This is a genomic window from Streptomyces sp. SAS_270, assembly GCF_052543295.1.
On sequence record NZ_JBMNDS010000119.1, the window covers coordinates 1 to 24,449 of the forward strand.

The 24,449-nt window shown below is 67.8% G+C and carries 21 protein-coding genes; 17 read left to right on the forward strand and 4 right to left on the reverse strand.

The features are described from left to right. The 12 genes from ACN6LB_RS42835 to ACN6LB_RS42890 form a co-directional block, all read left to right on the forward strand. On the forward strand, positions 1 to 979 hold a 979-nt coding region (locus ACN6LB_RS42835), incomplete at its 5' end, for a hypothetical protein (protein WP_445030615.1). Positions 980 to 1,388: 409 nt separating this feature from the next. Continuing rightward, on the forward strand, positions 1,389 to 1,583 hold the full coding sequence (locus tag ACN6LB_RS42840; RefSeq protein WP_445030616.1) for a hypothetical protein: 195 nt from the start codon (positions 1,389 to 1,391) through the stop codon (positions 1,581 to 1,583). Positions 1,584 to 1,871: 288 nt separating this feature from the next. After that, entirely contained in the window at positions 1,872 to 3,404 is a 1,533-nt protein-coding gene (locus tag ACN6LB_RS42845; RefSeq protein WP_445030617.1) for an ATP-binding protein, read from the forward strand. Positions 3,405 to 3,489: 85 nt separating this feature from the next. After that, positions 3,490 to 3,993 (forward strand): roadblock/LC7 domain-containing protein, encoded by a 504-nt coding sequence (locus ACN6LB_RS42850; protein ID WP_445030618.1) that lies wholly within the window; start codon positions 3,490 to 3,492, stop codon positions 3,991 to 3,993. Continuing rightward, a complete protein-coding gene (locus ACN6LB_RS42855) occupies positions 3,980 to 4,390 on the forward strand; it encodes a DUF742 domain-containing protein (protein WP_445030619.1) in 411 nt (136 codons plus the stop codon). Before ACN6LB_RS42850 ends, ACN6LB_RS42855 begins: the two co-directional genes overlap by 14 nt. Next, positions 4,338 to 4,973 carry a GTP-binding protein gene (locus ACN6LB_RS42860; RefSeq protein ID WP_445030620.1) on the forward strand — a complete coding sequence of 212 codons (636 nt, stop codon included), beginning with the start codon at positions 4,338 to 4,340 and terminating at the stop codon, positions 4,971 to 4,973. Before ACN6LB_RS42855 ends, ACN6LB_RS42860 begins: the two co-directional genes overlap by 53 nt. Then, the gene (locus tag ACN6LB_RS42865) at positions 4,970 to 5,527 is read left to right on the forward strand and encodes a GAF domain-containing protein (protein WP_445030621.1); all 558 of its coding nucleotides are present in this window, start codon (positions 4,970 to 4,972) and stop codon (positions 5,525 to 5,527) included. Before ACN6LB_RS42860 ends, ACN6LB_RS42865 begins: the two co-directional genes overlap by 4 nt. A 66-nt stretch (positions 5,528 to 5,593) precedes the next feature. After that, positions 5,594 to 6,826, forward strand: a complete 1,233-nt coding sequence (locus ACN6LB_RS42870; RefSeq protein ID WP_445030622.1) for an acyl-CoA dehydrogenase family protein — start codon at positions 5,594 to 5,596, stop codon at positions 6,824 to 6,826. A 198-nt stretch (positions 6,827 to 7,024) separates the two neighbouring features. Further along, on the forward strand, positions 7,025 to 7,453 hold the full coding sequence (locus ACN6LB_RS42875) for a hypothetical protein (protein ID WP_445030623.1): 429 nt from the start codon (positions 7,025 to 7,027) through the stop codon (positions 7,451 to 7,453). Positions 7,454 to 8,182: 729 nt separating this feature from the next. Next, the gene (locus tag ACN6LB_RS42880) at positions 8,183 to 10,084 is read left to right on the forward strand and encodes an ATP-binding cassette domain-containing protein (protein ID WP_445030624.1); all 1,902 of its coding nucleotides are present in this window, start codon (positions 8,183 to 8,185) and stop codon (positions 10,082 to 10,084) included. Between the two features lie 80 nt (positions 10,085 to 10,164). Next, the gene (locus ACN6LB_RS42885; RefSeq protein ID WP_445030625.1) at positions 10,165 to 11,079 is read left to right on the forward strand and encodes an NUDIX hydrolase; all 915 of its coding nucleotides are present in this window, start codon (positions 10,165 to 10,167) and stop codon (positions 11,077 to 11,079) included. A 704-nt stretch (positions 11,080 to 11,783) separates the two neighbouring features. Continuing rightward, complete coding sequence (locus ACN6LB_RS42890) at positions 11,784 to 13,400, forward strand: hypothetical protein (protein WP_445030626.1); 1,617 nt, start codon at positions 11,784 to 11,786, stop codon at positions 13,398 to 13,400. A gap of 361 nt (positions 13,401 to 13,761) precedes the next feature. Here ACN6LB_RS42890 and ACN6LB_RS42895 read toward each other — a convergent pair whose 3' ends face one another. Beyond that, entirely contained in the window at positions 13,762 to 15,081 is a 1,320-nt protein-coding gene (locus tag ACN6LB_RS42895) for an XRE family transcriptional regulator (RefSeq protein ID WP_445030627.1), read from the reverse strand. 164 nt (positions 15,082 to 15,245) lie between these two features. Between ACN6LB_RS42895 and ACN6LB_RS42900 the strand changes: the two genes are divergently transcribed. Genes ACN6LB_RS42900 through ACN6LB_RS42915 form a run of 4 tightly spaced genes read left to right on the forward strand, consistent with a single transcriptional unit; the run spans position 15,246 to position 19,516 of the window. After that, positions 15,246 to 17,150, forward strand: coding sequence for a nucleotidyltransferase domain-containing protein (locus ACN6LB_RS42900; RefSeq protein WP_445030628.1), 1,905 nt, complete (start codon positions 15,246 to 15,248; stop codon positions 17,148 to 17,150). After that, positions 17,147 to 18,259 (forward strand): hypothetical protein, encoded by a 1,113-nt coding sequence (locus tag ACN6LB_RS42905; RefSeq protein ID WP_445030629.1) that lies wholly within the window; start codon positions 17,147 to 17,149, stop codon positions 18,257 to 18,259. The genes ACN6LB_RS42900 and ACN6LB_RS42905 overlap by 4 nt, the downstream gene beginning before the upstream one ends. Next, entirely contained in the window at positions 18,256 to 19,047 is a 792-nt protein-coding gene (locus ACN6LB_RS42910) for an SDR family NAD(P)-dependent oxidoreductase (protein WP_445030630.1), read from the forward strand. The genes ACN6LB_RS42905 and ACN6LB_RS42910 overlap by 4 nt, the downstream gene beginning before the upstream one ends. Before the next feature lie 34 nt (positions 19,048 to 19,081). Further along, positions 19,082 to 19,516, forward strand: a complete 435-nt coding sequence (locus ACN6LB_RS42915; RefSeq protein WP_445030631.1) for an NUDIX hydrolase — start codon at positions 19,082 to 19,084, stop codon at positions 19,514 to 19,516. Between the two features lie 563 nt (positions 19,517 to 20,079). On the opposite strand, the gene ACN6LB_RS42920 is transcribed toward ACN6LB_RS42915, so the two are convergent. Then, entirely contained in the window at positions 20,080 to 20,571 is a 492-nt protein-coding gene (locus tag ACN6LB_RS42920) for a hypothetical protein (protein ID WP_445030632.1), read from the reverse strand. Between the two features lie 183 nt (positions 20,572 to 20,754). On the opposite strand from ACN6LB_RS42920, the gene ACN6LB_RS42925 reads away from it, so the two are divergent. Then, positions 20,755 to 22,191, forward strand: coding sequence for a restriction endonuclease (locus tag ACN6LB_RS42925; RefSeq protein ID WP_445030633.1), 1,437 nt, complete (start codon positions 20,755 to 20,757; stop codon positions 22,189 to 22,191). A gap of 179 nt (positions 22,192 to 22,370) precedes the next feature. On the opposite strand, the gene ACN6LB_RS42930 is transcribed toward ACN6LB_RS42925, so the two are convergent. Both ACN6LB_RS42930 and ACN6LB_RS42935 read right to left on the reverse strand, forming a co-directional pair. Beyond that, the gene (locus tag ACN6LB_RS42930; protein WP_445030634.1) at positions 22,371 to 22,601 is read right to left on the reverse strand and encodes a DUF6417 family protein; all 231 of its coding nucleotides are present in this window, start codon (positions 22,599 to 22,601) and stop codon (positions 22,371 to 22,373) included. Between the two features lie 509 nt (positions 22,602 to 23,110). Continuing rightward, positions 23,111 to 24,028, reverse strand: coding sequence for an MmyB family transcriptional regulator (locus ACN6LB_RS42935; protein WP_445030635.1), 918 nt, complete (start codon positions 24,026 to 24,028; stop codon positions 23,111 to 23,113). Positions 24,029 to 24,449: the final 421 nt, after the last annotated feature.

The window sequence follows — 24,449 nt, forward strand, 5'->3', positions numbered from 1 at the left end:
CGGTCTCAGCCAGGCGGCCACCGCGATGAACAAGTCGGCCCTGATCGCCAGTGACTGCGGTCTTCCGAGCCTGGCACGCAGGCTGTGCTGGCGCCACGCCGAGATCTTCCTGCGCGCCCAGCCGTTGGGCGCGCAGGAAGCGCGGTACGCCCTGGAACCCCTCGTCAACCTTGCCCGTCTGCACATCCGCGACGGCGAAGGGGAACGTGCCTACCGACTGCTCGACACCCTGAACCGAGCGGTAAGGAGCAAGACTGATCTGGTCTTTGAGGATCGCCCCGTATCGTTCCGGAATCTCACGGCCACAGCAGAGGATCACCAGACCGTGTGCCAGTGGCTGTGGACGGTGCTGCTGGGCGATGGAACGCGTGCGCTCGTCGCAGCCAATCAATGGGACCGCGCACGGGCGCATGCTGCGCAGCACAAAGGAATTGGCCGTCGCCTCCTCGACGGCCGCCAGGTGGAAATCGTGACGCGCTGCCTCAATGGAGACCCCGCCCCGGCACGACGGATCATCGACGAGAGCACGCTAACCGAAGCCTGGGAACACCCCGTTGCGGCGTGTCTTACGGTGCTCTGCCTCATAGTCGGCGAAAGGGCGTCGGAAGACGCGGGCGAGAAGATGACAGCGGAGTACCTGAGCCTCGATACCGGCCCCGAACTGGCCGTCTTCCGCACACGCGTTGGGCTGACCGTCCTCGACCTCTCCCCGCATTCCAGTCAGGCCGAGGTCGCCCGTCGACTCTTGAACGACACGGTGCGTGTCAAAGACGGGTACGTCGCGCGAGACGTCCTCTCGCACGCCGCCTGTTCCAGAGAGATGACCGCAGCAGAAGAGCGCAGGCTGACCGAGGCCGTCGCCTCCGCTGGGCTGGGATGCGGCGCAATGCCGCACAAGGTGGAACGGGATCTCCTCGATGCCGTGGAGGTGAGCACGACGGCAGTTATGCAACACCTCGTTTGCCGGCACCCTTCCTAGCCGCGATCGAACCGAGCATGCCACGCAGCGGTATTTCCCGATCTGGGCGCCAACACCCTTGTACACCACGAATTTTTCACAGGCGTATGGCCTGAGAACGTCGATTACTTCCCTGGTTTACCTGTAAAATCAACGAAGGCCGGAAACGGTCACCCGGGCGTCGCGGACATGACGCGAGACGACAAGTCTGCGCCCCCGGAGGACATCGTGCCTACCCCGTTTCCCGCCTTAGCCGGCATGACGGCCCATCTCGGCCGCGCACGGACCAATGCGGTCACCATCTGCGCAGGTGCGCCATCCTTCGCGCGCGCCGACGCTTCAAGTCCCGCAGCCGCGCGAGGTATTGCCGCCGACCCGATTGGCAACGCGGGGCCTCCCGGACGCACTCGCCCAGCAGAAAACCAATTCCGTGAGCGTCACTGTCCCCCTGGGTGTTGTGCTGGCCGTCACGGTGTGGCTGCTGAACCGGAAAGGCGGCCGCAAGGCCGGCCACGCAATGGCGGCCGTGCTCCTCAGCTTGTATCTCCACGGCAGCTCGCTCGCTCCGTCCATCAGCCGCGTCGTGCAGAGTGTGGCCGAGACGATCAGCGAGATCCGCATATAGACCGGCCGTCGGGGCGCCCTCGTGGGCCCGGACCGTACGCCGTCTCCCCCGTCGGCTGCGGTCTGGTGCGCGTGCCCCGGCGGCCACTCCCGCCCGAACCCTGGCTTGGTCGCCGCTGTTCCCGTCCCCGGGCCGCTGCCGGCCACCCGTCCCTCCCCGTCAAGGCCACGTTCCGCGAGGTCACCCATGCCTGATCTGTCATGCCCGCATCCAAAAAGTCACCGACGGCGTGGACGCGGGGCTGAGCCCCTCAACACTGAGAAGGGGTTGCGAGTTCGGCTGCGGCTGATGGTGCTCGGCCCCGTACTCACTGTGGTGGTGCTGTCCTCGGCGTGGGCAGCCCACGCACGCGGTGGCATTCCTGCGGGATGGCTGGTGTCCGCAGCCGCGCTGGGCTGCGGCGGCGTGATCGTCGTCATCGACCGCCTGGCCATCAGAATGGCGGGCAAGCTGCACCGGCAGCGCTCCAGCTACGACGACCGTGTCCACGGCTGGCTTCGCCGGTACAAGTCCCTGGCCGAGGACGGCCGGAAGAGCATCAGCGTGTTGCTGGAGCAGCTCGATCGCGGTGAACAGCCCGAGTTTCCCGGCTTCGGCTCGAAGATGCCGGTCGAACCGTCGAACGATCCGTGGCGCGAGTTGGAGGCTTTGCTGATCGGGGCGAACGGAGCGGCGTGGATGGCGGTGGTGAACCGGAGGCAGGTCGAGCTGGCGTCGACGCTCGTCTACCTCGCGGGGGGCCTTCAGACGCTCGTCGTGCGCTCCCTGGGCATCGTGACGGAACGAACGAAGCACGTGTCGGATCCCGACGAGCTGCACACCCTGTTCGATCTGGCCAACCTGCTCAGGCGCATCCGTCGGTCGGCGGGTCGCCTGGCGGTGCTGGGTGGTACGAAGTCGCGACAGGTAGCGCAGCCGGTCCCGGTACTGGACGTGTTGCGCGGGGCCGCCGGAGAGATCGAGAAGTACGCGCGGGTGCGTATCCCTCTGCCCCAGGTGGTCGCGCAGGTTCCTGGTGTTGCAGGCCCTGACGTGATCCAGATTCTGTCCGAGCTGGCCGAGAACGCGACGCTGTGCTCGCCGCCCGAGACGAAGGTGTTCATGCGGGTCGAACCGGTAGGCGCCGGGCTGGCGGTGGAGATCGAGGATCGGGGCTGGGGCTTCAACGACGATGTGCTGAGCGAGTCCAACCGCCTGCTGGCCGATCCGCAGGCTTCGGACCTGTCCGAGCGGCTCAGGCAGCGTCAGGTCGGGCTGCTGGTGGTCGCGAAGCTCGCCCGCCGGTACGGCATCAAGGTCGAGCTGCGCAGGAACATAACCGGCGGTACGACAGCCCTCGTCGTGGTGCCCTGGAGCCTGCTGGAAAAGCCGGGCGAGATCGGGCCGGACCGGGCGGCGGTGTCTGGAAGCCGGACCGGAAGCGTCCCGGCGTCGTCCGCCGCCGGCGCAGCCCGCGGCGGCCCAAGGCCGCGGGCCGTGAGCGGGCCTCGCCTGGGCATCGCGGTAGCGGGGGACTCGGCTCCTGCGGTGCCCCAGCAGGCTCCGGTGCGCGCGTCGGAAAGAGCCGCTGTCCCATCTGCCCACATGGCCTCGGCGACACCCAGCACCCCACCCGGCACGAGGCCAGAGCTTCCCCAACGCCCCAAACAGCAGGAGCCCCGCCAAGAACCCGCCGTCGGTGAGCCACGCGAGGACCCGCCCGTCCCGCCCCAAGCGGACTTCGTGTCCAACATCACTGGCGCCACCCGCCGTGCGGAGCAGGACTGGCAAACCGCCGTCACACAGCAGTTCATAGCAGAGCCGGACTCGCCCACGGGCTAGAGAAGCGCTACCTCAATCCCCCACGCACCGCGCCCGGTTCGCCGTGGCGCCGACCGTACCCGGTACGGAGATACGGAGATTTTCGATGACCGACGAGACGAGCACAAGGCGGCCTGGGCAGGTCCTGGGCTGGCTGTTCGAGCCGCTGGTCAGCCTGCCCCATGTGGTGGGGGCGGTGCTGGCCTCGCGGGACGGCCTGGTGCTGGCCTACGCGGGCTTGGACAGCGACGAGAAGGAAGCGGAGACCAAGGCCGACCGGATGGCCGCGGTGATCTCCGGGTTGCACGGCGTGGCGCACGGTGTCGCCGAGCTCAACGGCAGCACGGGCCGGGACCTGGAGCAGGTCCTGATGAAGCACAAGACGTTCTCCGCGATCGTGATGCGCTCCGGACGCGGCGTGCCGGCGGAGGTGTCGCTCAGTGCCGGACGGGATCCGGCACTCGTTGAAAGCGTCCTGGGGACGTGGACCACGGGAGAGGCGGACGAGGGCGCCGTCGCCTACGAGATGGTGCAGACCATCAGGCGGATGGGGGAACGGCTGAGCACGCCGGCACGTGTCAACGGAGCTCAACCCGGTGCCGGCCAGTGATATGGAGGACTTCGGCGGTCCGGCATGGACCTGCGAGGACGCCGAGGTTCCCGGCCTTTACGTCCTGACCGACGGCCAGACAACGCCCAGCCATCCGCTGGAAGTGCAGACGATGCTGGTGGCCGAGGACGTCGGGGTGGCCATCACGCTCGGACCGGAAACCCAGCGTGCCATCGAGGTGTGCCGGGGACAGCCGACAACGGTCGCCGAGATCGCCGCCCTGATCGAGGTCCCCCTGCAGATCACCAAAGTCATCCTGTCCCGGCTCATCGACGCCGGTGCACTGATCACCGTTGCGTCAAGACCCGGCGCCCCCGCCGAGATCTCACTTCTGGAGGCCGTCCTTGAGGGACTCCGCAACCTCGCCGTCGAACCTGCCGCTGCCCCTTCGTGCTAGCACTCTCGCCGCGGCGAAGGTCGTCGTGGCAGGAGGGTTCGGCGTCGGCAAGACGACGTTCGTCGCGGCCGTCTCGGAAATTACGCCGCTGCGCACGGAGGCGCTGATGACCTCGGCCTCCGAGGACGTCGACGACCTTTCCCTCCTGGCCGACAAAACGGCAACCACGGTCGCCATGGACTTCGGCCGCCGCACCTTCCCCCCACCGGCGAACGTGGTCCTGCTGCTGTTCGGCACTCCCGGACAGGACCGCTTCTTCTTCATGTGGGACGAGCTCACCCGGGGAGCAACCGCCGCGGTCGTCCTGGCCGACACCCGGAGACTGGAGGACTGCTGGCCCGCGGTCGACTACTTCGAGGAACGCGGCACGCCCTTCCTGGTCGCGGTCAACGAATTCGACGGCGCCCACCGCTATACCCCGGACGAAGTCCGCGCCGCCCTCAAACTATCCGACGGGGTGCCGGTCTTGCTCTGCGACGCCCGCAGCACCGCGTCCGTGGCCGACGTGCTGTTCCACCTCGTCGAACACGCACTCTTCCGCCAACGCAATCGCATGCACGTACTCCAAGGAGCCCCCCTGTGAACGACACCTCCGGCCCCAGAGCCGGCCAGCCGTCCGCCCTGCTCGCCCAGAGCCAGCTCCCCGACTGGCAGGCGCAGTTGCCGGCTGGCTTCGACCCGGCCGCTCCTCCCATCGGCGCGCTCGACGCCTTCGCCCAGACGGTGGCGGATGCGGCCCGCACCCCCTACGGCATCGTCAACCTGTTCGGCGAGCGCGAGCAGGTGTTCGTCGGCGTGGCCAACCCCACCGGCAGCGACCTTCCCCTGCTCGGCCGCAGCATGCCGTACACCCACGGGTTCTGCCCCCACGTCGCCACGCTAGGCCAGCCGTTCGTCCTGCACGACACCCTCGCCTACGCCGAGTTCGCCAGCAACCCGGTGATCGACGAGTTCGGCGTTCGTTTCTACGCCGGCGCGCCCCTCATCGACGAGCACACCAACAAGGCGCGGGGCACCGTCTGCTTCATCAGCCCCGAACCCCAGCCGCGTTCCACAGCCCGCGAGTACTGGCAGCTCGTCGGGCACCTCGGGGGCCTCCTCATGGACGCCCTCCCCCTGCGTACCCAGCCGCAGTAGCAGCACCCGTGCGCCCGGCCGCATCACCCGCGACCACCACCCCGAGGGGGAGACAACATGCCCACGATGTCGTCAACGACTCCGGATCTCACGCCCGACTACGAAGCCCTGGTCCAGCACTTCGACGAGTTCGCCGCCGCGGAAGTCACCCCCCGAGTCCAGCGCATGGAGTCCTCTCCTCACGCCGTGGAACACGACCTGGCCCTGCTCATGGCCGAGCAGGGCTGGTTCGGCGCCACGATCCCCCGCCCCCAGTACGGCGGCATGCACGCGGGACATCTCGCCAAGACCCTCATGATCCAGAGCATGGCGCGAGCCTCAGGCGCGGCCGGTACCATTCTGCAGGCGAGCCAGCTGCCCGTATCGATGATCATCCACTTCGGCAGCGACGAGCAGAAGGCCCTGTTGCTGCCCCAGGTCGCCTCCGGGGACACGCTGCTGTCGATCGCGGTGACCGAAGAGGAGACCGGCAGCCATGTGCTCGGCATGGAGACGACCGCCCGCCGCGACGGCACCGACTGGATCATCGACGGTAGCAAGATTCACATCGGCAACAGCCACATCGCCCATGTCCACTGCGTCGTGGTCCGCACCGCCTCCGCCGAGAAGGCCGGCTCCCGCGCCCTGACCGCCTTCCTCGTCGAACACGACCGCGACGGACTGACTGTCGAACCGCACCGGCCCACCCTCGGCCTCCACGGCTTCAGCTTCGGCAAACTCACCTTCGACAGCGTACGAATACCTGAAGCCAACGTGATCGGCGAAGTAGGCGACGGCAAAGACATCGCCTACAGCAGCAGCATCCTCTACGGCCGGCCCAACCTCGCCGCGGTATCCCTCGGCGTCCACGAAGCGATCATGGAATGCGCCGCCAGCTTCCTTGAGGGACGCCGCCGCTACAACGGCACCCTCGCCGACCTTCCCGTCCTCCGTGACCGGATCGGTGCCATGAAGTCCCGGCTGATGGCCTGCCGCGAACTCGCCCACCAGGCCGTGCGCATGCTCGATCACGGCCAGAGTTGCGACGGCGAACTCATCAACTCCAAGTACCTCAACCACAAATGGGCCGTCGAATCCGGTCAGGACGCCATGGAACTGCACGGCGCCCACGCCCTACGAACGGACTACCCCCTCCAGCGGCTCTGGCGGGACGTCCAGCACACCTACTCGCCCGCCGGAACTGGCGAGGTCCAGCGCCAACGCCTCGCCGAAACCGAACTGGGCGCTCCTCTCATCCAGTGGTCCGAACGACTCGCCGCCAAGACCTCGCTCTTCCTCCCCACCAGCACAGCCGCCTAACTTCCAGGCACCTGCGCCCTCAAACACCACAGCGAGCTGCGGGGAATCCCGACGGCCTGCCTGTCTCCAGAACCTGCCGCCTGGTCCAAGCTCCACCCGTCGTGTGGAGCCTGCCGACAGCGCGGCTGACCGTGAAGCAGATCACCCGCCACGACCTTCCCTTCCCCACTCCCTCCTCAACCGACACGGAGCACCTCCATGACGAGCACAACTCCCGCCGTACGTACGGCCGACACGGATGTGTCCGCGCTGTTGGTCGAGGCGCGGCGGGAGCTGGACAGCATCGCGAACCGGGGCATCGTCTCCGCCCCACGTGCCGTCGCCGACACTCTCACCACACTGAAGGAGCTCGCCCCCACCCTGATCCCGCACGCCCGCACCCTCACCGCAGCGCTCGGCGACAAGGAACGCTCCGAACTCCGCGAACTGATTGAGCGGACCGAGGCCCGCTCCAACTCCCGGCCGCGGGCGGACCTCGCGTACGAACACCTGCTGGTGCTGGTCAGCCAGTTGCAGGAACTGCTGCGCTGGCTGGAGCGAGCGCAGGGCATCTCGCGTCGACGCACACAGGCAGCCGCCACCAGGCACCGCGGCAGCAAAGAACCTCACCCGGACCAACCGAGGTAACGGTCTGCACGTGGTGCCAATCGGCGCTTTCGACCTGTGCGGCCGCACCGACGGCGCTCACATCATCGAAGAAAGGCGTGGCTCGAGCCGGGGCTGGCTGAGACCGCTCTCTGCCATACCGGCCACGACCAAGCCACGGAGATCTCCTCAGGCTTCGCGGCCACACCGTGAAGCCCCGGCTTGCCGCAGGACCGCTCTCATGCCGGACCGCCAAGTGCCACGGCGGTACCCAAACGCACCGCACAACATCATCAGCACCCTCTGGAAAGGCCATGACACCACCTCGACACATCAAGATCGCCAGATGCAACTTCGAGCGCGACTGCGGCAGCGATAAGAAGGGCCAATGCCTAACTGGTCGGCCGCCATGCTGATCAAGCCGCTCCGAGTTCGATCGCGAACCGAACCAGCCCTCGTCCCACCCACCTCATCGGCCCCATCCGTATCGGCCCTCGGCGTTTCGGCCACCACCGCTATGCGGTGGACTCGCCTGAATCAACGGCCACGAGCATGCCAACCGCGAGATTGGGCGGCTGGGGATACGACTCAAAACGTGCGTTCGAAGACGGACATCACGTCGTTGTTCCGGTCATCATCAGCCATCCCCCAAGTTGGCGCTGGAGGTGCCCAGTTGCCTGTCGTTCAGGCTGCCCCGAATGAACACCCGACGGCCTCACGGCCGTTTGGGTCTGCCTCCCGGTTTACGGACAGGGCGAGGGGAGGTGACCGGTGAGCGCCGAGCCCACCTCTCCGGCGCCTGATACTGCAGCACCGCGCCGGTTGCCCCCTCCACCGCCTGCCGAGCTGCGCTACAGCGGCCGGCACGCCAAGAACCCACTGACGGACGCGACGTTTGCGCAGATGTGCCGGCGGCTTCCGTCGGTGCTGGCTCAGACCGCACGGATGGCGTGGGACATCGACCGACGGGCCGTGCTGCTGCTGGCGGGTTGCCAGCTGGCCATCGGGGTCAGTGCCGCCGTTCTGCTCACCGCCACATCCCGTGCGATGCGCTGGATCCTGGCCGACGGCGAGGTGGCCGACCGGCTCCACCAGGCGCTGCCGGCCCTGCTGGTCATCACCTGCGCGTCAGCGGCAGGACGGGTGGCGACCGCGCTGTCCTCATACGCGGACGGCCGGATCACCCCACGGTTGACGACCGAGTCCGACTGCGCCCTGGTGGCGGCGGTGTGCCGGATGGAGGCCGCTGCGCGGGCGGAGGGCGGCTGCGCGGACCGGCAAGAGGCGGCGGAGATGGGGGTGGTCCGCAGCCACGTGATGGTGCAGGACGCTACCCGGTTCACCGCCGCTGTCGTCCGTATGGTCAGCGCGAGCGGGGTGCTGTCGGTGCTGCACCCGCTGTTGCTGCCGCTGTTGCTGCTCGCCGTCGTCCCCGCCGGCGTGGGCGCCGTCCTGCATGCCCGTGTCAGCTACGAGACCCACTACGCCAACGTGGGCGACCGCAATGTTCGGCAGAACCTGCGCGGCTGGGCGACCAGCGTGAAGTTCACCGACGAGATCCGTGCCAACGGCATGACCTCGTATCTGGTGTTCTGGTACCGGTCGATCTCTGAGCGGATCGACGCGCGCACCCTCGCCGCGGCGCCGAAGATGCTGCGGATCGTGCTGGTCAGTTCGGCGATTGGCGGCATCTTCCTCGTCGCCACCTGGGCGGGTCTGGCCTGGCTGGCGGCCAGTGGGCGGATCGAGCCGTCGATCGCCGCGACTGCGGTCGTCGCGGTGCAGACCGCGCTCGCCGCCCTCAGCCAGCTCGTCATCTACGGCGCAGCCATGTTCCACACGTCCCTCTATCTCGCGGACATGGGCGGATTCCTCGACTACGCCACCGAACGCGCTCCAGACCGAGGCGAGTTCACACCGAGACAGCCGGTGGAAGAGATCCGCCTCGACGAGGCCGTCTACCGGTATCCGGGCAAGGACGCCCCGGCCGTGGCGGAAGTGTCGCTGGCGGTGCGCAGCGGCGAAATCCTCGCCGTGGTCGGCGAGAACGGCTCGGGGAAGTCCACTCTCACCCGGCTGCTCGCCGCCATCTTCCTGGCCGACAAGGGCAGCGTCTCCTGGAACGGACGCGACGTCGCCGACCTCGACCCCGACAGCCTGTGGGACCTGTCCGGGCTGGTGCCGCAAAACTTCGCCCAGTGGCCCCTGTCCGTCCGCGACAACGTCACCCTCGGCCAGCCCCGCGAAGCGGGCGACGACCTGGTGTGGCGGGCCCTGGAGGAGGTCGGGCTGCGGGACGCCGTCGAGGAACTCCGCGACGGCCTGGACACGCTATTGGCCCGGGAGCTGTGGGGCGGGACGGAACTCTCCGGCGGGCAGTGGCAGCGTCTAGCGTGCGCGCGGGCCCTGTATCGCAGGTCAAGCCTGCTGATCCTGGACGAGCCGACCAGCCAGATGGACGCCCGCGGCGAGCACGCCATCCTGGAAGAGATCAAGACCATCGCTGCAGGCCGGATCACGATCGTGGTGACCCACCAGCTGGTCAATACCAAGATCGCCGACCGGATCATCGTGATGAAACACGGCCGGATCGCCGAACACGGGACGTACGACGAACTCGCCCACGGCGGTGGTCTATTCGCCGAACTTCTGGCCCTATCCACCGACCGCTGACTCAATTACAACCGTCGTCGCACCCCGGCCCCGGGGCGCGACGACCCCACCAGTTACCCGCCGTACAGATGGAGGATCCCGTGACCGCACCAGCTCAAACCACGACCACGGCGGCGCTGCTCGTCAACGAGGACGGCCACTACCTGCTGCATCTGCGGGACGCCAACAAGAACATCTGCAGCGCCGGACAGTGGTCCCTGCTCGGAGGCCATCCCGAACCCGGCGAAAGCCTCGACGACACGATCGCCCGCGAACTGATGGAAGAGGCCAGCCTGCACATCCCCGACCTCGTCCCACTCGCGGTCATCGAGAACACCGACGCCGACGGCGGGCCCACCAGCCGGATCCAGGTGTACACCGGGAAGTGGAACGGCGACCCCGCCCGGCTGTCCCTAACCGAGGGGATCATGCTGCGCTGGACCGATCCCAACCAGATCCCATATCTGACCATGGACCCCAAGACCACCGCCGTCATCCACCACCACCAGGACGGCCCGCGCGCTGGCGACAGTGCCGTCGGCCAGTTGCCGGTGCTGCGCGTACGCGATGCTGGCACAAAGACGGTGCCGAACGTTATCGGCGTCCATCTGTACCTGGAACGGGACGGCGAGATCCTGCTCGGGTTGCGGCATCCCGACTCAGCCTACGCGCCCCTGGAGCACCATTTCCTGGCCGGTCACTGCGAACGGGAATCCGCCATCGCCTGCCTGATCCGGGAGGCTTGGGAGGAGGCCGGGTTGGTGATCAAGGCTGAGGACGTCGCACTCGTGCACGCCGTCCACCTCGTCGACACTCCCGGCGCGCAGCCTCGCCTCCAGCTGGTCTTCCGGGCCCGAACATGGCAGGGCGAACCTCAGGTCCTGGAGCCGGACAAGTGCGTCAGCTGGAGCTGGTGGCCCGCCGACACCCTCCCCGAGCCCACCGTCGCCTACGCCCGGGCCGCCATCGACGGTATCCAGCACGGACGCCCCTACACAGAACTCGGCTGGGCCTGATTCCTACCCCTTGATTCCCTCACCGCCCAGGGCAGGAAGACCACCTCCATGACCGCTCCCACCCGCATCCCTCACCACCGCAGCCGTGGACAAGACCTCGGCCGCTGTCTGAGACACAGCACTTCATGACCAACCCACGCGGAGGTCGAGGCTTCGGAGGAAGCGGAGCATCTGGAACTGACCGTAAGGGCATTCCACGAGGCCCGGCGCCCACGACCTCATCGACCCATTCGCCCACATCGGCACCGCTCTGGCGGATGCCGCCCGCACCAATCCGAAGATCCTCCACGACGACCGGCACTGGAGAACCTGCTGCGCAAGCTCGCGGGGACCCTCCATGTCGTGCTGGCGAACTTCTGCTGGTTCCGCGACCCGGCCAAGGCCCTGTGCCAGCGGCTGGCCGGCACCCCTGAGGCGAAGAAGCCGCTGGTGGGGATGTGCGGCACAGCTCGCTGTCCGCAAGCCACGCACCACCCTTGCCATCGCCCCGTCTGGGCCGGACAGGCCCAGAGTATCGACGCCATCACGCCAGCCCCCGCCGTCAATCGCCAAGGGCGAGAAGCAGCGACTGATGCCCGAACACGAGCGCACCCTGCGGGTCGTCGCCGCGATCGACGCCGCCGCTGCATCGGATGGGAGGAACTGAGCGGGGCCCGGCTGACCGAGACGGACAAGGCCCGTAACGAGGCGGCGATGCGCGCGCCATGGAGCGCATCCTGCCCGGCGACCTCCCGCCCGGCGGCAGAGCCGACCTGAAAGCCCTCGCCGCCACGGCCGGCGTCACCAGCACCGGCTTCTACCCCAAGAACAACCGCGACGGCACCTCCAGGTCCGGGCCCTACCAGCACCTCGCCGAAGAGTTGATCCACCGACTGGGCGAACTCCGGGACGCTGGAGCGACCGTCGACCCGCGGGACGCCCAGGTCGACCGGTTCGAACAGCAGGTCGACGAGCTGAAGAAGCGGATCGTCACCCGCGATGAACAGCCGCCCCAACTGAACGAGTTCAAAGTTCTGGCGATCTCCCGGCTGGCCGCCCAGCACGATGAGATCGAGCGTCAGCGCACACAGGTCGCCAAGGGCTCGTCACTGCGCGCCGTGCCGACGGCCCGCGAGGGCCCCGGAGTCCGACGGTGCGGATCCGCGCCACCATCCCGCCCGCTTAGGCAGAATGCCCCCTGGGTAACAACAGGCGGGACATCGATCGCACATGCCCCAACGTTGCGGAGGAGACGAGGAGTTGAGCTTGTCGAAGGTCGTGAATGCCTCCCGCGCGACGGCGGGCGTCCCGATACCCTTCGAGGCGAGCCGATGAACTCCCCGCTCCGGCCGGAACAGCTACGCAGCGCGATCACCGACGTGCTGGAGAGCGCTGCCACCTGGCACGAACTGCCTGGGTTTTGCCGCCGCCTCGGCCTCGACGCCCCGGACCCTAGAAACTGGAACGGCGGCGGCAAAGCCAAATACGTTCGGGCCCTCCTGGAGAACCACGGACTCGCCGAGCTGGTAGACCTGGCCCGGAAAATCGTCGAACAACTCGGCAGCGAACGGCTGGAGGAGGAACTCGCCCAGCTGGGCCCCCGCGGCACCTCCGGAGAGTTCCGCAACCTCATCTTCGCCGGGACCGGACCCAAGCCGGAGATGGTGCTCGACGACTCGGTAGGTAACTACCTGGAGATCACCGCGAACGCCGAGCACTGGCTCTTCTACGACCGGCCCCTCACCAGCCAGGGCCTGACCTGGCGGCACATGCTCGACTGGTGGCCGACCACCAGCGCCTTCGCCGACACCGCAGGTGAGGTGGATGCGAGTGATCCGGCCGCTCTAGGCCGCACCCTCTACAAACGCCTCTTCGCCGCCGTTCCTGTCACCTCGCCGCCCGCCCAGAAGCTGTTCATCACCTATTGCTCCCGCTACGGGCGGCCGGACGGCATTGACCAGCCGGCACTCATCCCGGAAGTGCACCTGCACTACGACCCCTACACGCGGCGCGAGCGGGGCGGGCAAGGGCCGTTGAACCGCGAGCGCATGGACTTCCTGCTCCTACTCCCAAACCGCGTCCGGATCGTCATCGAGGTCGACGGAAGGCACCACTACGCCCGTCAGCAAGCCTCCCTTGCGGGGCAGGAGTCATGGACGGCGGCGCCGGACCTCTACTCCGTCATGGTCGCGGAGGATCGCGCCTTGCGGCTCAAGGGCTACGAGGTCTACCGGTTCGGCGGCTACGAGCTCATGCGGTCAGGAGCCGAGGACGCCGTGAGTGCATTCTTCGACCGGCTTCTGGCCGACTCCGACGCCTCCCTGCCTCCGCCAACGCACTGACCTGTGGGAACAGGCCGATTCAGACCCGCATGATCTACGTCAGCTTCCCGCCGTCCTTCCCCTGGGAACTGCGTAACTGAACCCGCAAACCCCACCGCCCGTGGAACACGGCATGAGCCTGCACGATTCTCGTCGAAGGAAATCGCCGCGATGAACGCGTCAACGCTGGACGATGACCTGTGCCGACAAGCCGAACGCGCCCCTCGGTCCGCCTGTACGAGCAACGAGTCATGCCGAATTGGCAGGCCGCGAACGCAAAGCGTGTTCCACAATGAAGGCAGTGGGCTTCAGTGCCACCTGTACTGGTCGCAGGGCGGGCTGTTCCTGCGGGCATGACCGTGATGGCGTTCCAGCACCGCGGTCATGCCGCCGTGCGTACGGAGTGGAGGAGCTGTTCGACGCCCGGGACTTGGCGGTGGGGCGTGAAGCGGGGTGCGAGGTCGCTGATCTGGCGGACACAGCGGGAAGCGCCGATCTGCTGCGCGAGGGTAAGTGCCTCATGGGCGGTGGAGGCGCTGTGGTCGATTTCGCTTTGGTCCAAGAGGCTTTCGGCTTCGTAGGCGAGGAATACCACCCGGGACTTGTTCCGGGAGATGGGCAGCAGGGCTACGCCCTGGGTGATCTGGTTCAGGGCGGGCCGGGTTTCGCCGAGGTCGATGAGGCAACGGCCGGAGTCGACGGCGAGATCGGCGGGGCTCATCCAAGAGCACCATGCTGGTGGTGTGGCGGTGCCGGTGTTGAGTGCGTGTTCAGCGGCGTCGAGGGCGCGTCGGCAGGCGCGGGGTTCGCCGTTCATGGCCAGGGCCCTGGCTTTGCGCAGGTGGAGCAGGGAGCGGGCGGTGGGGTCCTGGGTCCGTTTGAGGGCGTAGTCGAGGACATCGATGGCGGGGGCGGCCTGGCCGAGCCAGATGCTCTGGTAGGCGAGGTCGGCGAGGACTCCGGCGCCGCGGTCGGTGTCGCCGGCTTGGTGGGCAGCGTGTAGGGCGGCGCTCCAGTAGTGGCCAGCGGCGGTGTGGTGTTCGTGGTCGAAGCGGTGCCATCCGATCGTCTGGCCGAGGGCGGAGGCCAGGACGTGGAGGCGGGTGCCGGTCGCTTCGTCGTAGCGGGCGTTTTCGAGGAGGCCGACGACCGTGTCGTAGTAGCTGTCGAGGAGTTGGGCGGTGTGCTGGCGGTCTGCGGTGGCCATGGTGGTGAGGTGCTGGACGCTGGTTTCCAGCCAGGTGACGAACTCTGGAGCGACGGTCTGGCCGTTGGCGGCTGAGGCGGCCAGGGCGGGGTCGAGGGTGGCCCATTGCTGTGCGAGGGCCGCGAGTGTGGCGGGGGCGAGTCCGAGGAGGGTGCGACGGTTGAGCATGGTGCGGCGTTGGGCCTCTCTGAGGGCGGTGACCGTCGCTCCTGTGCCCAGGGGGACGGGCGCCTCGTTGCCGGGCAGCCAGTACGGCCAACCGAGCGGGGTGACAAGGTCGGAGTCGATGCCGAAGACATCGGCGATCAGCAGTTGGTACCAGGGGTCAGGCGCTCGGGCCCCGGGGCGTTCCCACACGGATACCTGCTGTTTGGTCGTTCCGGCTCTGCGGTCGCGGCGGCGCGCTGCTTCCTTGATCCCTTCGGCGAGACCGTTTTGGGACAGGCCGTGAAGGGACCGGGCGAGGGCGAGCGGGTGCTGGGGGAACGCGTCCACCTCTCTATCTCAGCACTCGACGGTCTCGGCGGGGAGCGGAACGCGGCAGCTGCATGACCCCCGCATGACCTTCGAACGCTGGTTCCCGTGGCGGCCGTTGGGTGTACTCACCTCCCCGGGCCAGTCCGGTACCGGGTCGGGAGAGACCAGTTCGGAGGCTCAGAGTGGGCGACGACGTGCTGACCATTGCGCTGAGCGGCGCGGACAACACGGGCAAGACCAAGCAGCTTGGCATCTTGGCCCGCCGGATCGGCTCCGGCGCCGTGGCGACCGGGCCGTTGGACGCGCACGATGACCGCTGGGAGGCGATCAAGCAGGGCGGCATGAGCGGCTGGTGGTTCTACGACGGCTGTGTCGAGGAGATCACCGACGTGTTGGCCGCCTCCTACCTGCAGCGGTCGCGGCACTGCGTCCAAGGCGCGGGGGTACGGCTGATGGATCGGGGCATCCCGATGCTGGAGGCGTCCGTGGCCTCCACCGTAGCGGTGCGCGAAGGGCTGTCGTGCGAGGACGCGGCTGACCGTGCCCGTGCACTGCTGGAGCCGTACGCCCGGGACCTGAGGGCCGCAGAGGCCGGAGAGTACGGCATGCTGCTGCTCCACCATGAGGACCCGGTGATCGGCACGGCCCGAGCGCTGTCCCACGAGGAGTCCGTCACCCCGCCATACGGCGACTACCAGCACCATCTGCACCTGCAGATCCACCGTCTGATCCGTGAAGGCCGCTTCGCCGAGGTCATCGTCGTCGATTCACGCCCCGTGGTCGCGGTCCAGGACGACCTGCGCCGCCGCCTGCGTGCCCGCACCGCGCTGATACCGGCAGGCTGTCTGCGTGGTGTCCGCGTCGTCGCGCTCGGCGGGATGTCCGAGAGCGGCAAGAGTACGGCGGGTGAGTATCTGCGTACCCGACACGGCTATGCCCGGCTGAAGATCGGCTACCTGATCGACGACGCCGCCCGGCGTGCCGGGCTCGACGCCCCCTACGCACTGTCGCCCGTGGTGCGCGCCGAACTCCTCTTGGACGGCCTGGACCGTTACGCGTGCGCCCACCGCTTCCACGACCGCTTCACCCTGGAGTCCCTGCACGAGTTCGAGGTGACCGCCGAGCTACGCCGCATGCTCGGAGACCAGCTGGCCATCACCTACGTGGAGACCGACGCCGAGCTCCGGGCACTTCGGGGAGCCGCGGGGCCGGACGACGTAACTGTCCGGGACGTGGTGAAGTCCGCCCGGGGCGCGGAGCTGATCCGCGCCATCGCCGACCGTGTGGTGGACAACAACGGCTCCCGCCTCATGCTGGAGCGGCAGCTCGACCTGATGGCACTCAATGCGGTCTGGAGCACCGTCGTCCCCGCCACCAATCCGGTCAACACCCTTGGCCTGCCCGTATCGTTGGAGGTTTTCCTCACCACGCTGCTGGAGCGGATCACCAGCGGTGCCGTTCCGTTGATCGACCTGCTGGCCGTCACCGGCAGCGGTGCCCGGGGCAAATACCAGCACGGCTGGTCCGACCTGGACGTGTTCGTCATCGCCGAGCCCGAAAAGACCTCCGCCCTGCGCCAGGCCCTCGCTGAGGTCCAGCATGACCTCGGCGAGGTCAAGCTCGGTCTGACCGTCCTGAGCCTGGCCGAATGCCGCGTCGGCGCGGTCACTTCGCGCCTACTGCACGTCCTGGCGCTCCTCGGCGCCGGCGCTCTGCTTCCGCTGTGGGTACGCCCAGGCGTGACGATCCCCGCCCCGTCACTCGCCGACGACGTCGCGGCGAGCCTGAAAGCCGGAGTGGAGTCCGCCGTCGAGATCCGCCGCCAGCTCCTGAAGGGGACTCCGGACCTGCGTGCCCTGTTCAAGGTGACGGCGCTGCTGGCCAAGGTCCTCCTCCGCTTCGACGGCATCGAACAGGGCGGGGACACCGAGGCGCTCAACCTCCTCGTGCTCGGCCCGGGCGAGCGCGAGCCGGACAACGGCATGGTCTCGACAGCACGTACCGACCGCGCCGCCGCCCAGGAACTCGCCCAGCTCGTCCTCGGACGCTGGATGGAAACCATGCCGACCGTCGCGGCGGGAGCATGACCAGCCCGGCTCATCCCGTCTTCCGTAAGACCCTCCCCACCGTGCGGGCAACTGCTGAGGAGTCCGGCTGGCGGCAGGTGGCCGGCCGTATGCAGACCCCCGCCCTCCTGGGCCGGGCCACGATCGACAACGCCACCGAAGTGATCACGTACGAGGACGTCTTCGCCTCCGGCCGCTGCCGCCTCCTGCTGGGCGACCTCATCGCGCTCGCCGACCATGGCCAAGCGCCCGTCGGCGATGTCGGCGACCTCATCGACGCCGTCTGCGACGACCTGATCGCCGCGGCCAACACGACTGGCCGCACCACCGCGCTGTCCGCGTGCACGCCCGCTCTCTACACCGACCGCATCCGCCCCGGTGGGCGCGTCGACACGTGGTTCCTCCACCACGACCTCACGTTCACCGATTCCCGCACCGGTGAACGCCTCCCCGTGCGCGCGCTCACCGCCTACACCGCCACCGTTAACGGCCTCCCTTTCCGCCTCGACCTGCCCGCCGCGATCGCGACTGCCCGCGCCGGGCTGCACCCCGACCGTGAGTGGGCGACCGCCCTCACCCAAGGCGATCCCACCGAACCCAACATCGCTACCAGCTGCGCGGGCGCGTGCTGGCTCGACTTCGAGCACGCTGGCCGCAACACCCTTCCTGGCGAGATCGCCAACCTGCTGTGGTACCTGCTCGGCCTCGGAGGCTGGCTCATCCCCACCTACCAGCCCGATGTCTACACCCGCACCCTGCCCCTGCACCTGACCCCGGCCGCCCTCCCCACGGTCGACCATGCTGAACTGTCCGCCCGGCACCGGCGCCTTGACCTGCACTACACCTGGCCCACCGGCGCGGGCCGGCACGTGGCCCTCACGCGGCTGCTCCACCGCCTCACCACCGACCTCGGCGACGCAGCCGCCCTGCCCCCTGGCCACCGGCTCGACGCCCTCAGCCCGTTCTTGACCCTCCGCATCCTCGGCGTCATCCCGCCCTACCTCCTCACCCCTGCCGACCTGCTGCTGCTCCTGGCCAAGCTCGCCCAGGCCCAGCACCTGGCGGGCTCCGGGTTCTTCACCCGCACCAACCCTCTGCCCGCCCTCACAGCACCCGTGGAGCTCCCGTGACCGCGCCCCTCCTCGAACTCCCTCTCGCCGCCCGCCCCCTCCAAGGGCGCGTCGCCCTCGTCACCGGCGCTGCGACCGGGATCGGCGCGGCCACCGCCCGAGCTCTCGCCGGAGCCGGTGCCACCGTCGCCATCGGCCACTTCGCACAGATCGGCCCGGCCCGCACCGTCCTGGACGAGGTACGCCGGTTCGGAGCTGACGGCATAGAGGTCAGCGCCGACCTCACCAGCCCAGAAGCAGTCGCCCTGATGCTCAGCCAGGTCGCCAGCGAAGTCGGCCCCGTGGGCATCCTGGTCAACAACGCCGGCGCCTATCCGCGCTTGCCCTGGGACGAGACCGACGAGACCGCCTGGACGCACGCGCTCGACCTCAACCTGACGATCCACTACCGCACCAGCCACGCCGTCACCCCTGCGATGATCCGCCACCAGTGGGGCCGCATCATCAACATCTCCAGCGTCAACGCCCGCGCCGGACGTCCCGGACTGACGGCCTACAGCACCGCCAAAGCAGGACTGCTGGGCCTCACCCGATCCCTGGCCAGGGAACTTGGCCCTCACGGCATCTGCGTGAACACTGTGCTCCCGGGAGCGATCCAAGTCGACGCCGAGAACACCCTGCCCGAACATCACCGCGCACGCCCCGAGGACCAGATCGCCCGCCAGTGCGTGCCCCGCAGAGGCCAGCCCGACGACGTGGCCGCCGCCGTCGCGTTCCTCGCCGGGCCGTCCGCATCGTTCATCACCGGCCAGTCGTTGCACATCGACGGAGGCTGGATCCTCCACTGACCCAACTGCCCCACCAGCAAAGGAGCCCCACACTATGAAGGACCGCGTCCGCGCCGTTCTGATCACCCCGACCGGCACCACACTCCTGATGAAACGCATCCGCCCCGGAAGGGACCCTTACTGGGTACTCGTCGGCGGCGGAGTCGAAGCCACTGACACGGACCACGAGGCCGCGCTCCTGCGAGAGATCCAAGAGGAGATCGCCGGCAAGGCCGCCGTCATCCGCCTGTTCCACCAGATGACAAACCCCAGCGGCGAAACCGAGTACGTCTATCTTGCCCGCATCCAGCAGTGGAACTTCGCCGACCGCAGTGGCCCCGAGTTCCAGCGGGACGACCGCGGCGAGTACATCCTCGACGAACTTCCCCTCACGCCCGAAGCCATCGCCGAGGTAAACCTGCTCCCCGAAGAGATCTCCGCCATCCTGGGTAAGGCTCTCGAACACGGCGACCTCCTCGCCACCATGTAAGCGCCCCGGCACCCGACTGTGCCGGGCGCCCGTGGTTCGCGTCGTCTTCATGTGCCCCCTACCCGCACCTGCCGTCCCACCGGAGGCATCCGGCGCGCACATGCCCGCCAGGACGGCAACGTCGCTGGAGAACGGCTCGGTAGACGGTCGCTTTCACTCCCCATCTTTGTCCGGATGGCGGTAACTTGGGGTTTGGCATATGTGAGTATCCAACTGTCGACGCTGACGGGATAACGGATCGGTAGACGCCGCCTGGCCACCGAAGCAGCTGGCCCCACCCCGCACCGCCTCCGGTCATCCACCCCCCCGTCAACCTCGTCCTGGACACCGTCCAAATCGACGCCCTGGCGCACCGCGGTCCGATCGCCGATCTGCTCCAGTCCTACTCACGAGGCGATCACCCGGAACTTGCCGAACCGCTCCAGTCGCCTACGGCGACGCTGGCATGAAGAGCTGGGCGCCGCACACCAGCAACATCCGCGTCGGAATCACCGCCAGGAGCCCACGCTGCGGAGCTAAACCCCTCAGCGCTGCATGCTCCTAGGTGAGGGCAGTTCCCTCTTCTAGCCCGCCTGGGCCGTTGGGAGAGCACGGTCGAGCCACTCCAGGGCGGGGGCCAGCGGCATGCGGAAGTCGGGGTTGTCCATGGACGGCAAGTCCACTGCCCAGACCTCTTGGGGCGTCGTCAGGGTGGTGATCAGGCGGCTGAGCGGTCCGCCGTTGTCGGGGAGGCGCTCGGCGAACAGTGCGCGCGTGGCGGGCAGCGCGTCCGCTGTGCGCAGAAGGTCCATGCCGTAGTGCTCACAGCGCGGTGTGTGCACATACGCGGCGAGGGCCATCAGGGTAGCGGTGTCGTCCAGTTGCTCATCGCGGTCGAGCGCGAACAGGATTAGCGCCAGGCTCTGCAGTGCGAGATGGCGTCTCCACTCCCACTCCTTCGTCAGCCACTGCGCGTCGATGAGGCGCGCGGCCCTGATCACGGCCGTCTCCCATCCGGGCTCGCCCCGGCCGATCGCCGAGATCTCTTCCACCGCCGTGCCCAGACTTGATGCCATGGCAGCACGTTAGCGATCCGACGGCCGTTTCAACAGGTTGACCAGCAGATCCCGCATCGGGCTGGTGGCGTTGGTCGAGACGAACGACCGGCCGCGACGATCGCGTCAGGTCCGGTGCAGTGCCTGCTCCTGTGTCACCCTGCTGCCGTGCCGTGAGGTTCATGGCCTCGTGAAGGGGTGGCGATGCCGCAGGGAACGTTGTGGGCAGACTTCGAACTTCTGCGAGCGGTGACGAACGCGCACCAACGAGGCCGGAAGTTCGAGCAGTTGCTGGAGCGGCTCTTCCGGCAGGCACATTTCCGTGTCGATCGTGATGCGGGCATCGCGACGCCGCGTCAGACCGACCTCGTGGCCAGCTACGGCGACGTTTGGTACCTGATCGAGGCGAAGTGGCAGAACGCCCCGGCCGACGTGGACGTTTTCGACGCCGTCTTCCGGCGGTTGCAGCGGGCGGCATCGTCCCGGGTAGTCGGTGTGATCGTGAGCGTATCGGGGTTCACCGACACGGTGATCGAGGAGGCGGCGAAGTGCCGCGGTGAGGAGCTGGTCCTCCTGCTCGGGGAGGAGGAACTGACCGCGTTGCTCGCCGCGCCCGGTTCCGTGGCAGGGCTGCTGCACCGCAAGCGGGAGGACCTCGTCACCCACGGCCGCGTGCACCTGGCCGCTGGCGCCAAACCCCGGCGGCGCAGCCCGCGCCTCTCCGCCGACCTGCCCGCCTCCGACCTCAGGCTTCTCGACACCGGCCTTGTCCCGATGGCACATGTCGCGGGTGACGGAGGCTTCACCGACCTAGTGTTCGCCCAGGAGCTGCCGGATGTGGACTGGGTGCCGGCCGACGGAAACGGGGTGTGTCTCGATCTGCCGATCGGCGCGTTCGACGAGAACGGGCTCGCCGACCTCCTGTTCGCCCTGACCTCGCTGGGCTGGACCACCTCCCAGCCCCAGTGGGCCATCCAGCAGGCCACCCGTAACTGGCACGGCGTGGGCGCCCGCGAATTCCTCGACACGCTGCGCGCCTGGAAGGAGCGCTACGACGACCTGGACGAGGACGACGTGCACCACACGGAGAAGGTGACCTACGTCGACACCATCCAGGGCGGAGGGTTTTACACACTGGCCGCGGACGTATCCAGCCACCCGTCACGCGTGGTCCAGCACTGCCACGTGTCGTTCCAGCTCACCGGCATCCCGCTGGACACCCAGCCGCTGCGTCACGTCTTCGAGCAGTTCGACGCCGTCGGCACCGGCTACTTCCGGCCCATGACGGCGAAGGCCGTCACGCGGGACTGGCTCGCCGAGCCGCTGCCGCTGGAAGTCGTCGGCTATCTCGTCTCCCACGAGCCGTTCCCCTTCGACGAGCCGGATGCGGCCGACGGCGAAGCTGCTGACCTGCCCAAGCCTCCCGAGGAATGGGTGATCGGAATCGCGGCCGAGAACCCCTTCCGGGAGACAGACCCGCCGGACGGCTGGCCGGGTCAGCTCCGGTCCAGCAGCGTCATCGTGTGCAGCCTGCGCAGTCACCACCCGCTGGACGATCTCCCGGACGGCTACCGCCTCTGGGGATGGGAGCAGGCTCGTACGACGGACGCGCGGGTCCTGCGCCCCGTCGCCGACTGGTGATCCATCGCACCGACCGACCCGGCCAAAGCCCCTCGCCTGCCCACGGAGTACAGGCACCCTGCGCGCGCTTGTAGGTTGAGCGTATGCAGCCGAAGTAATCCTCAACGACACGCCTGGCCCCGGTCCTGCGCCTCCCGTTCAGCGCAGGGCAGCAGCCAATCCCGTTGGCCGCGCGGCGGTCACACGTTGTCCAAGTCGCCGGCGCGCGGCCCAAGACGCACCGCGGGGGGTGTCCGTGTCGCCGGGGCTGGCCGGAAGACGACGTTGTGGTCGCGGGCGAAGCGGTTGGCCTCGGCCTCGGAGACGGCGAGCCGGTGCAGATACAGCCCGTAGGCGACCGAATCGATCTGTTCCTCGGTCAGGCACAGCTGCCAGCGGTTGGCATCCTTCTGCGACCGATCGATGACCACGCGCTTGCACAACCTTGCTGAAAGCCAGCCCTGGGAAGCCTCATGTCCGAACAGGGCGAGGTCCTCGGTGACATCGACTACACCCAGGCCCAACTGGCAGGGGACCCAATCGTGTTGAACCGAAGCTGGGACGGCGCGTTCGGCCGCATCCCCTTCCTGGCCGAGCGAACCGGCTACCCGGCTTGTGGCGGTCCTGCCCCTGCTCGACATCCCTTTCCGAAATCGCCGCATCCTTCCTGCTGCTGGAGGTGCCGCCCCCTACATAGGTGCGCTTCGCGAGGCTCACGAAGGTCTGCGGATCGAATTCGCAAAGAAGCCCGAGGGCTCGATAGTTAGAAAGTCGCCCCTTCACCGCAACTGGTCGACGTCGAAGGGAGTTGCCCCTCCCGCGCTTGCAGAGCGGATGGTGATTACCTATCACCATCACACCCTTTTAAGGGATCCTGCCGCGATCTGACGGCTCGCCACCATTTGACGGACGAGGAAGCAAAGCCACGCTCCCCGACCCCTCAACTCGCGACCGGGAATCCCCCCAAGCTGCTCGATCCGCCTTCTGCCGGCATGATGGCCAGTAGCCGGCAGGACGGTAGCTCCATGGGGGTAAAGGCGAGCAGGTGTATAGCGAACTCCGTGCCGCCCTGCCGGGGAAGATAGAGGCGGCGCGGCCGGTTCGATGCCGGATGGATCAGGCTCGGCAGATTCGGCGAGTCCCATAGTTTGCGGGCAACAGCATCGCCTCGGACAGTGTCGATGACCTCTCGGAGGCGCTCGTCATGGCGGTACTGCTCGGCGTGCACGCGGAGCTGGGCGATCATGGGCAGCGCCCATTCATCCTGCCAGTCGATGAGCTGGGTGCGAGCCTCGGGCCAGGTGAGCGCCCATTCCATGACGTTCAGGCCGTACATCATCCACGGAAAGATCTCTAGGGTCTTGGAGTTGCAGGCGAGGATGTCCCAGCGGAGGTCGGTGACCCAGAGGCCCCACGTCGGGCTCTGCTCTACGAGGTTGCGGATTGTCTCCGGCAGCAAGTCAGCAAGGGGGCTGACCGGCGCTCCGGCCGGGGTGCGCCCCTGGGTGACCCGGTAGACGACGTGCCATTCGTCGGGCGTCAGGTCCAGGATCCGCCTGATCGCCTGCAGCAAGCCCTCGGAGTAATTTGCCGACCGGCCGGACTCCAGGGCGTTGTACCAGCGGCGACTGACACCGGCCAGTTTCGCCACCTCGGCCTGGGTGATTCCGGGGGCCCTTCTGTCCCCGAACGTGGCCGTGAAGCCTGGGATGTCCGATGCGTTACGGCGCGCCCGAGCTTGCCGCAGTATGCGGGGGACGATCGAAGCCTGCGTCTCATTGGTATTCATAACGTTCACATAACGGCCGAAGGTGGGATTCAGATCACATTGACAGTCGACCCTCGACAACTCACCCATCTTCCCATTCCTTCAATCGCTAGAGATTTCATGGGAGTTGACGAACGTCAGCGCATACGGCATTCCTATGCCATACACCTGCCGCAGAGAAATGAGAACTGCCAGTTCTCATCGGCAGCATAAGCGAATGCTTTGGGTTCCCGTGCCACGCCGGTTGCCGTTCTAGGGTCAGCGACAACATCACCGAAAGCGCATTCCCCACCGCTGCGGATTCGGTGCACTCGCGTAAAGGATCTTCATGTCGCGCTCTGTTTTGATCATCGGCGGAAACAGCGGAATCGGGCACGCCACCACCCGGGCCTTTCTCGAACGGGGCGACAAGTGTCCGCGTACTCCCTGAAGTGCTCAGCCAAGTACAGATAAACGTGCTCAGCTCTCAGGCAACGTCGGTCTCGCGCTCGATGGCGGCGAGTCGGTTCTT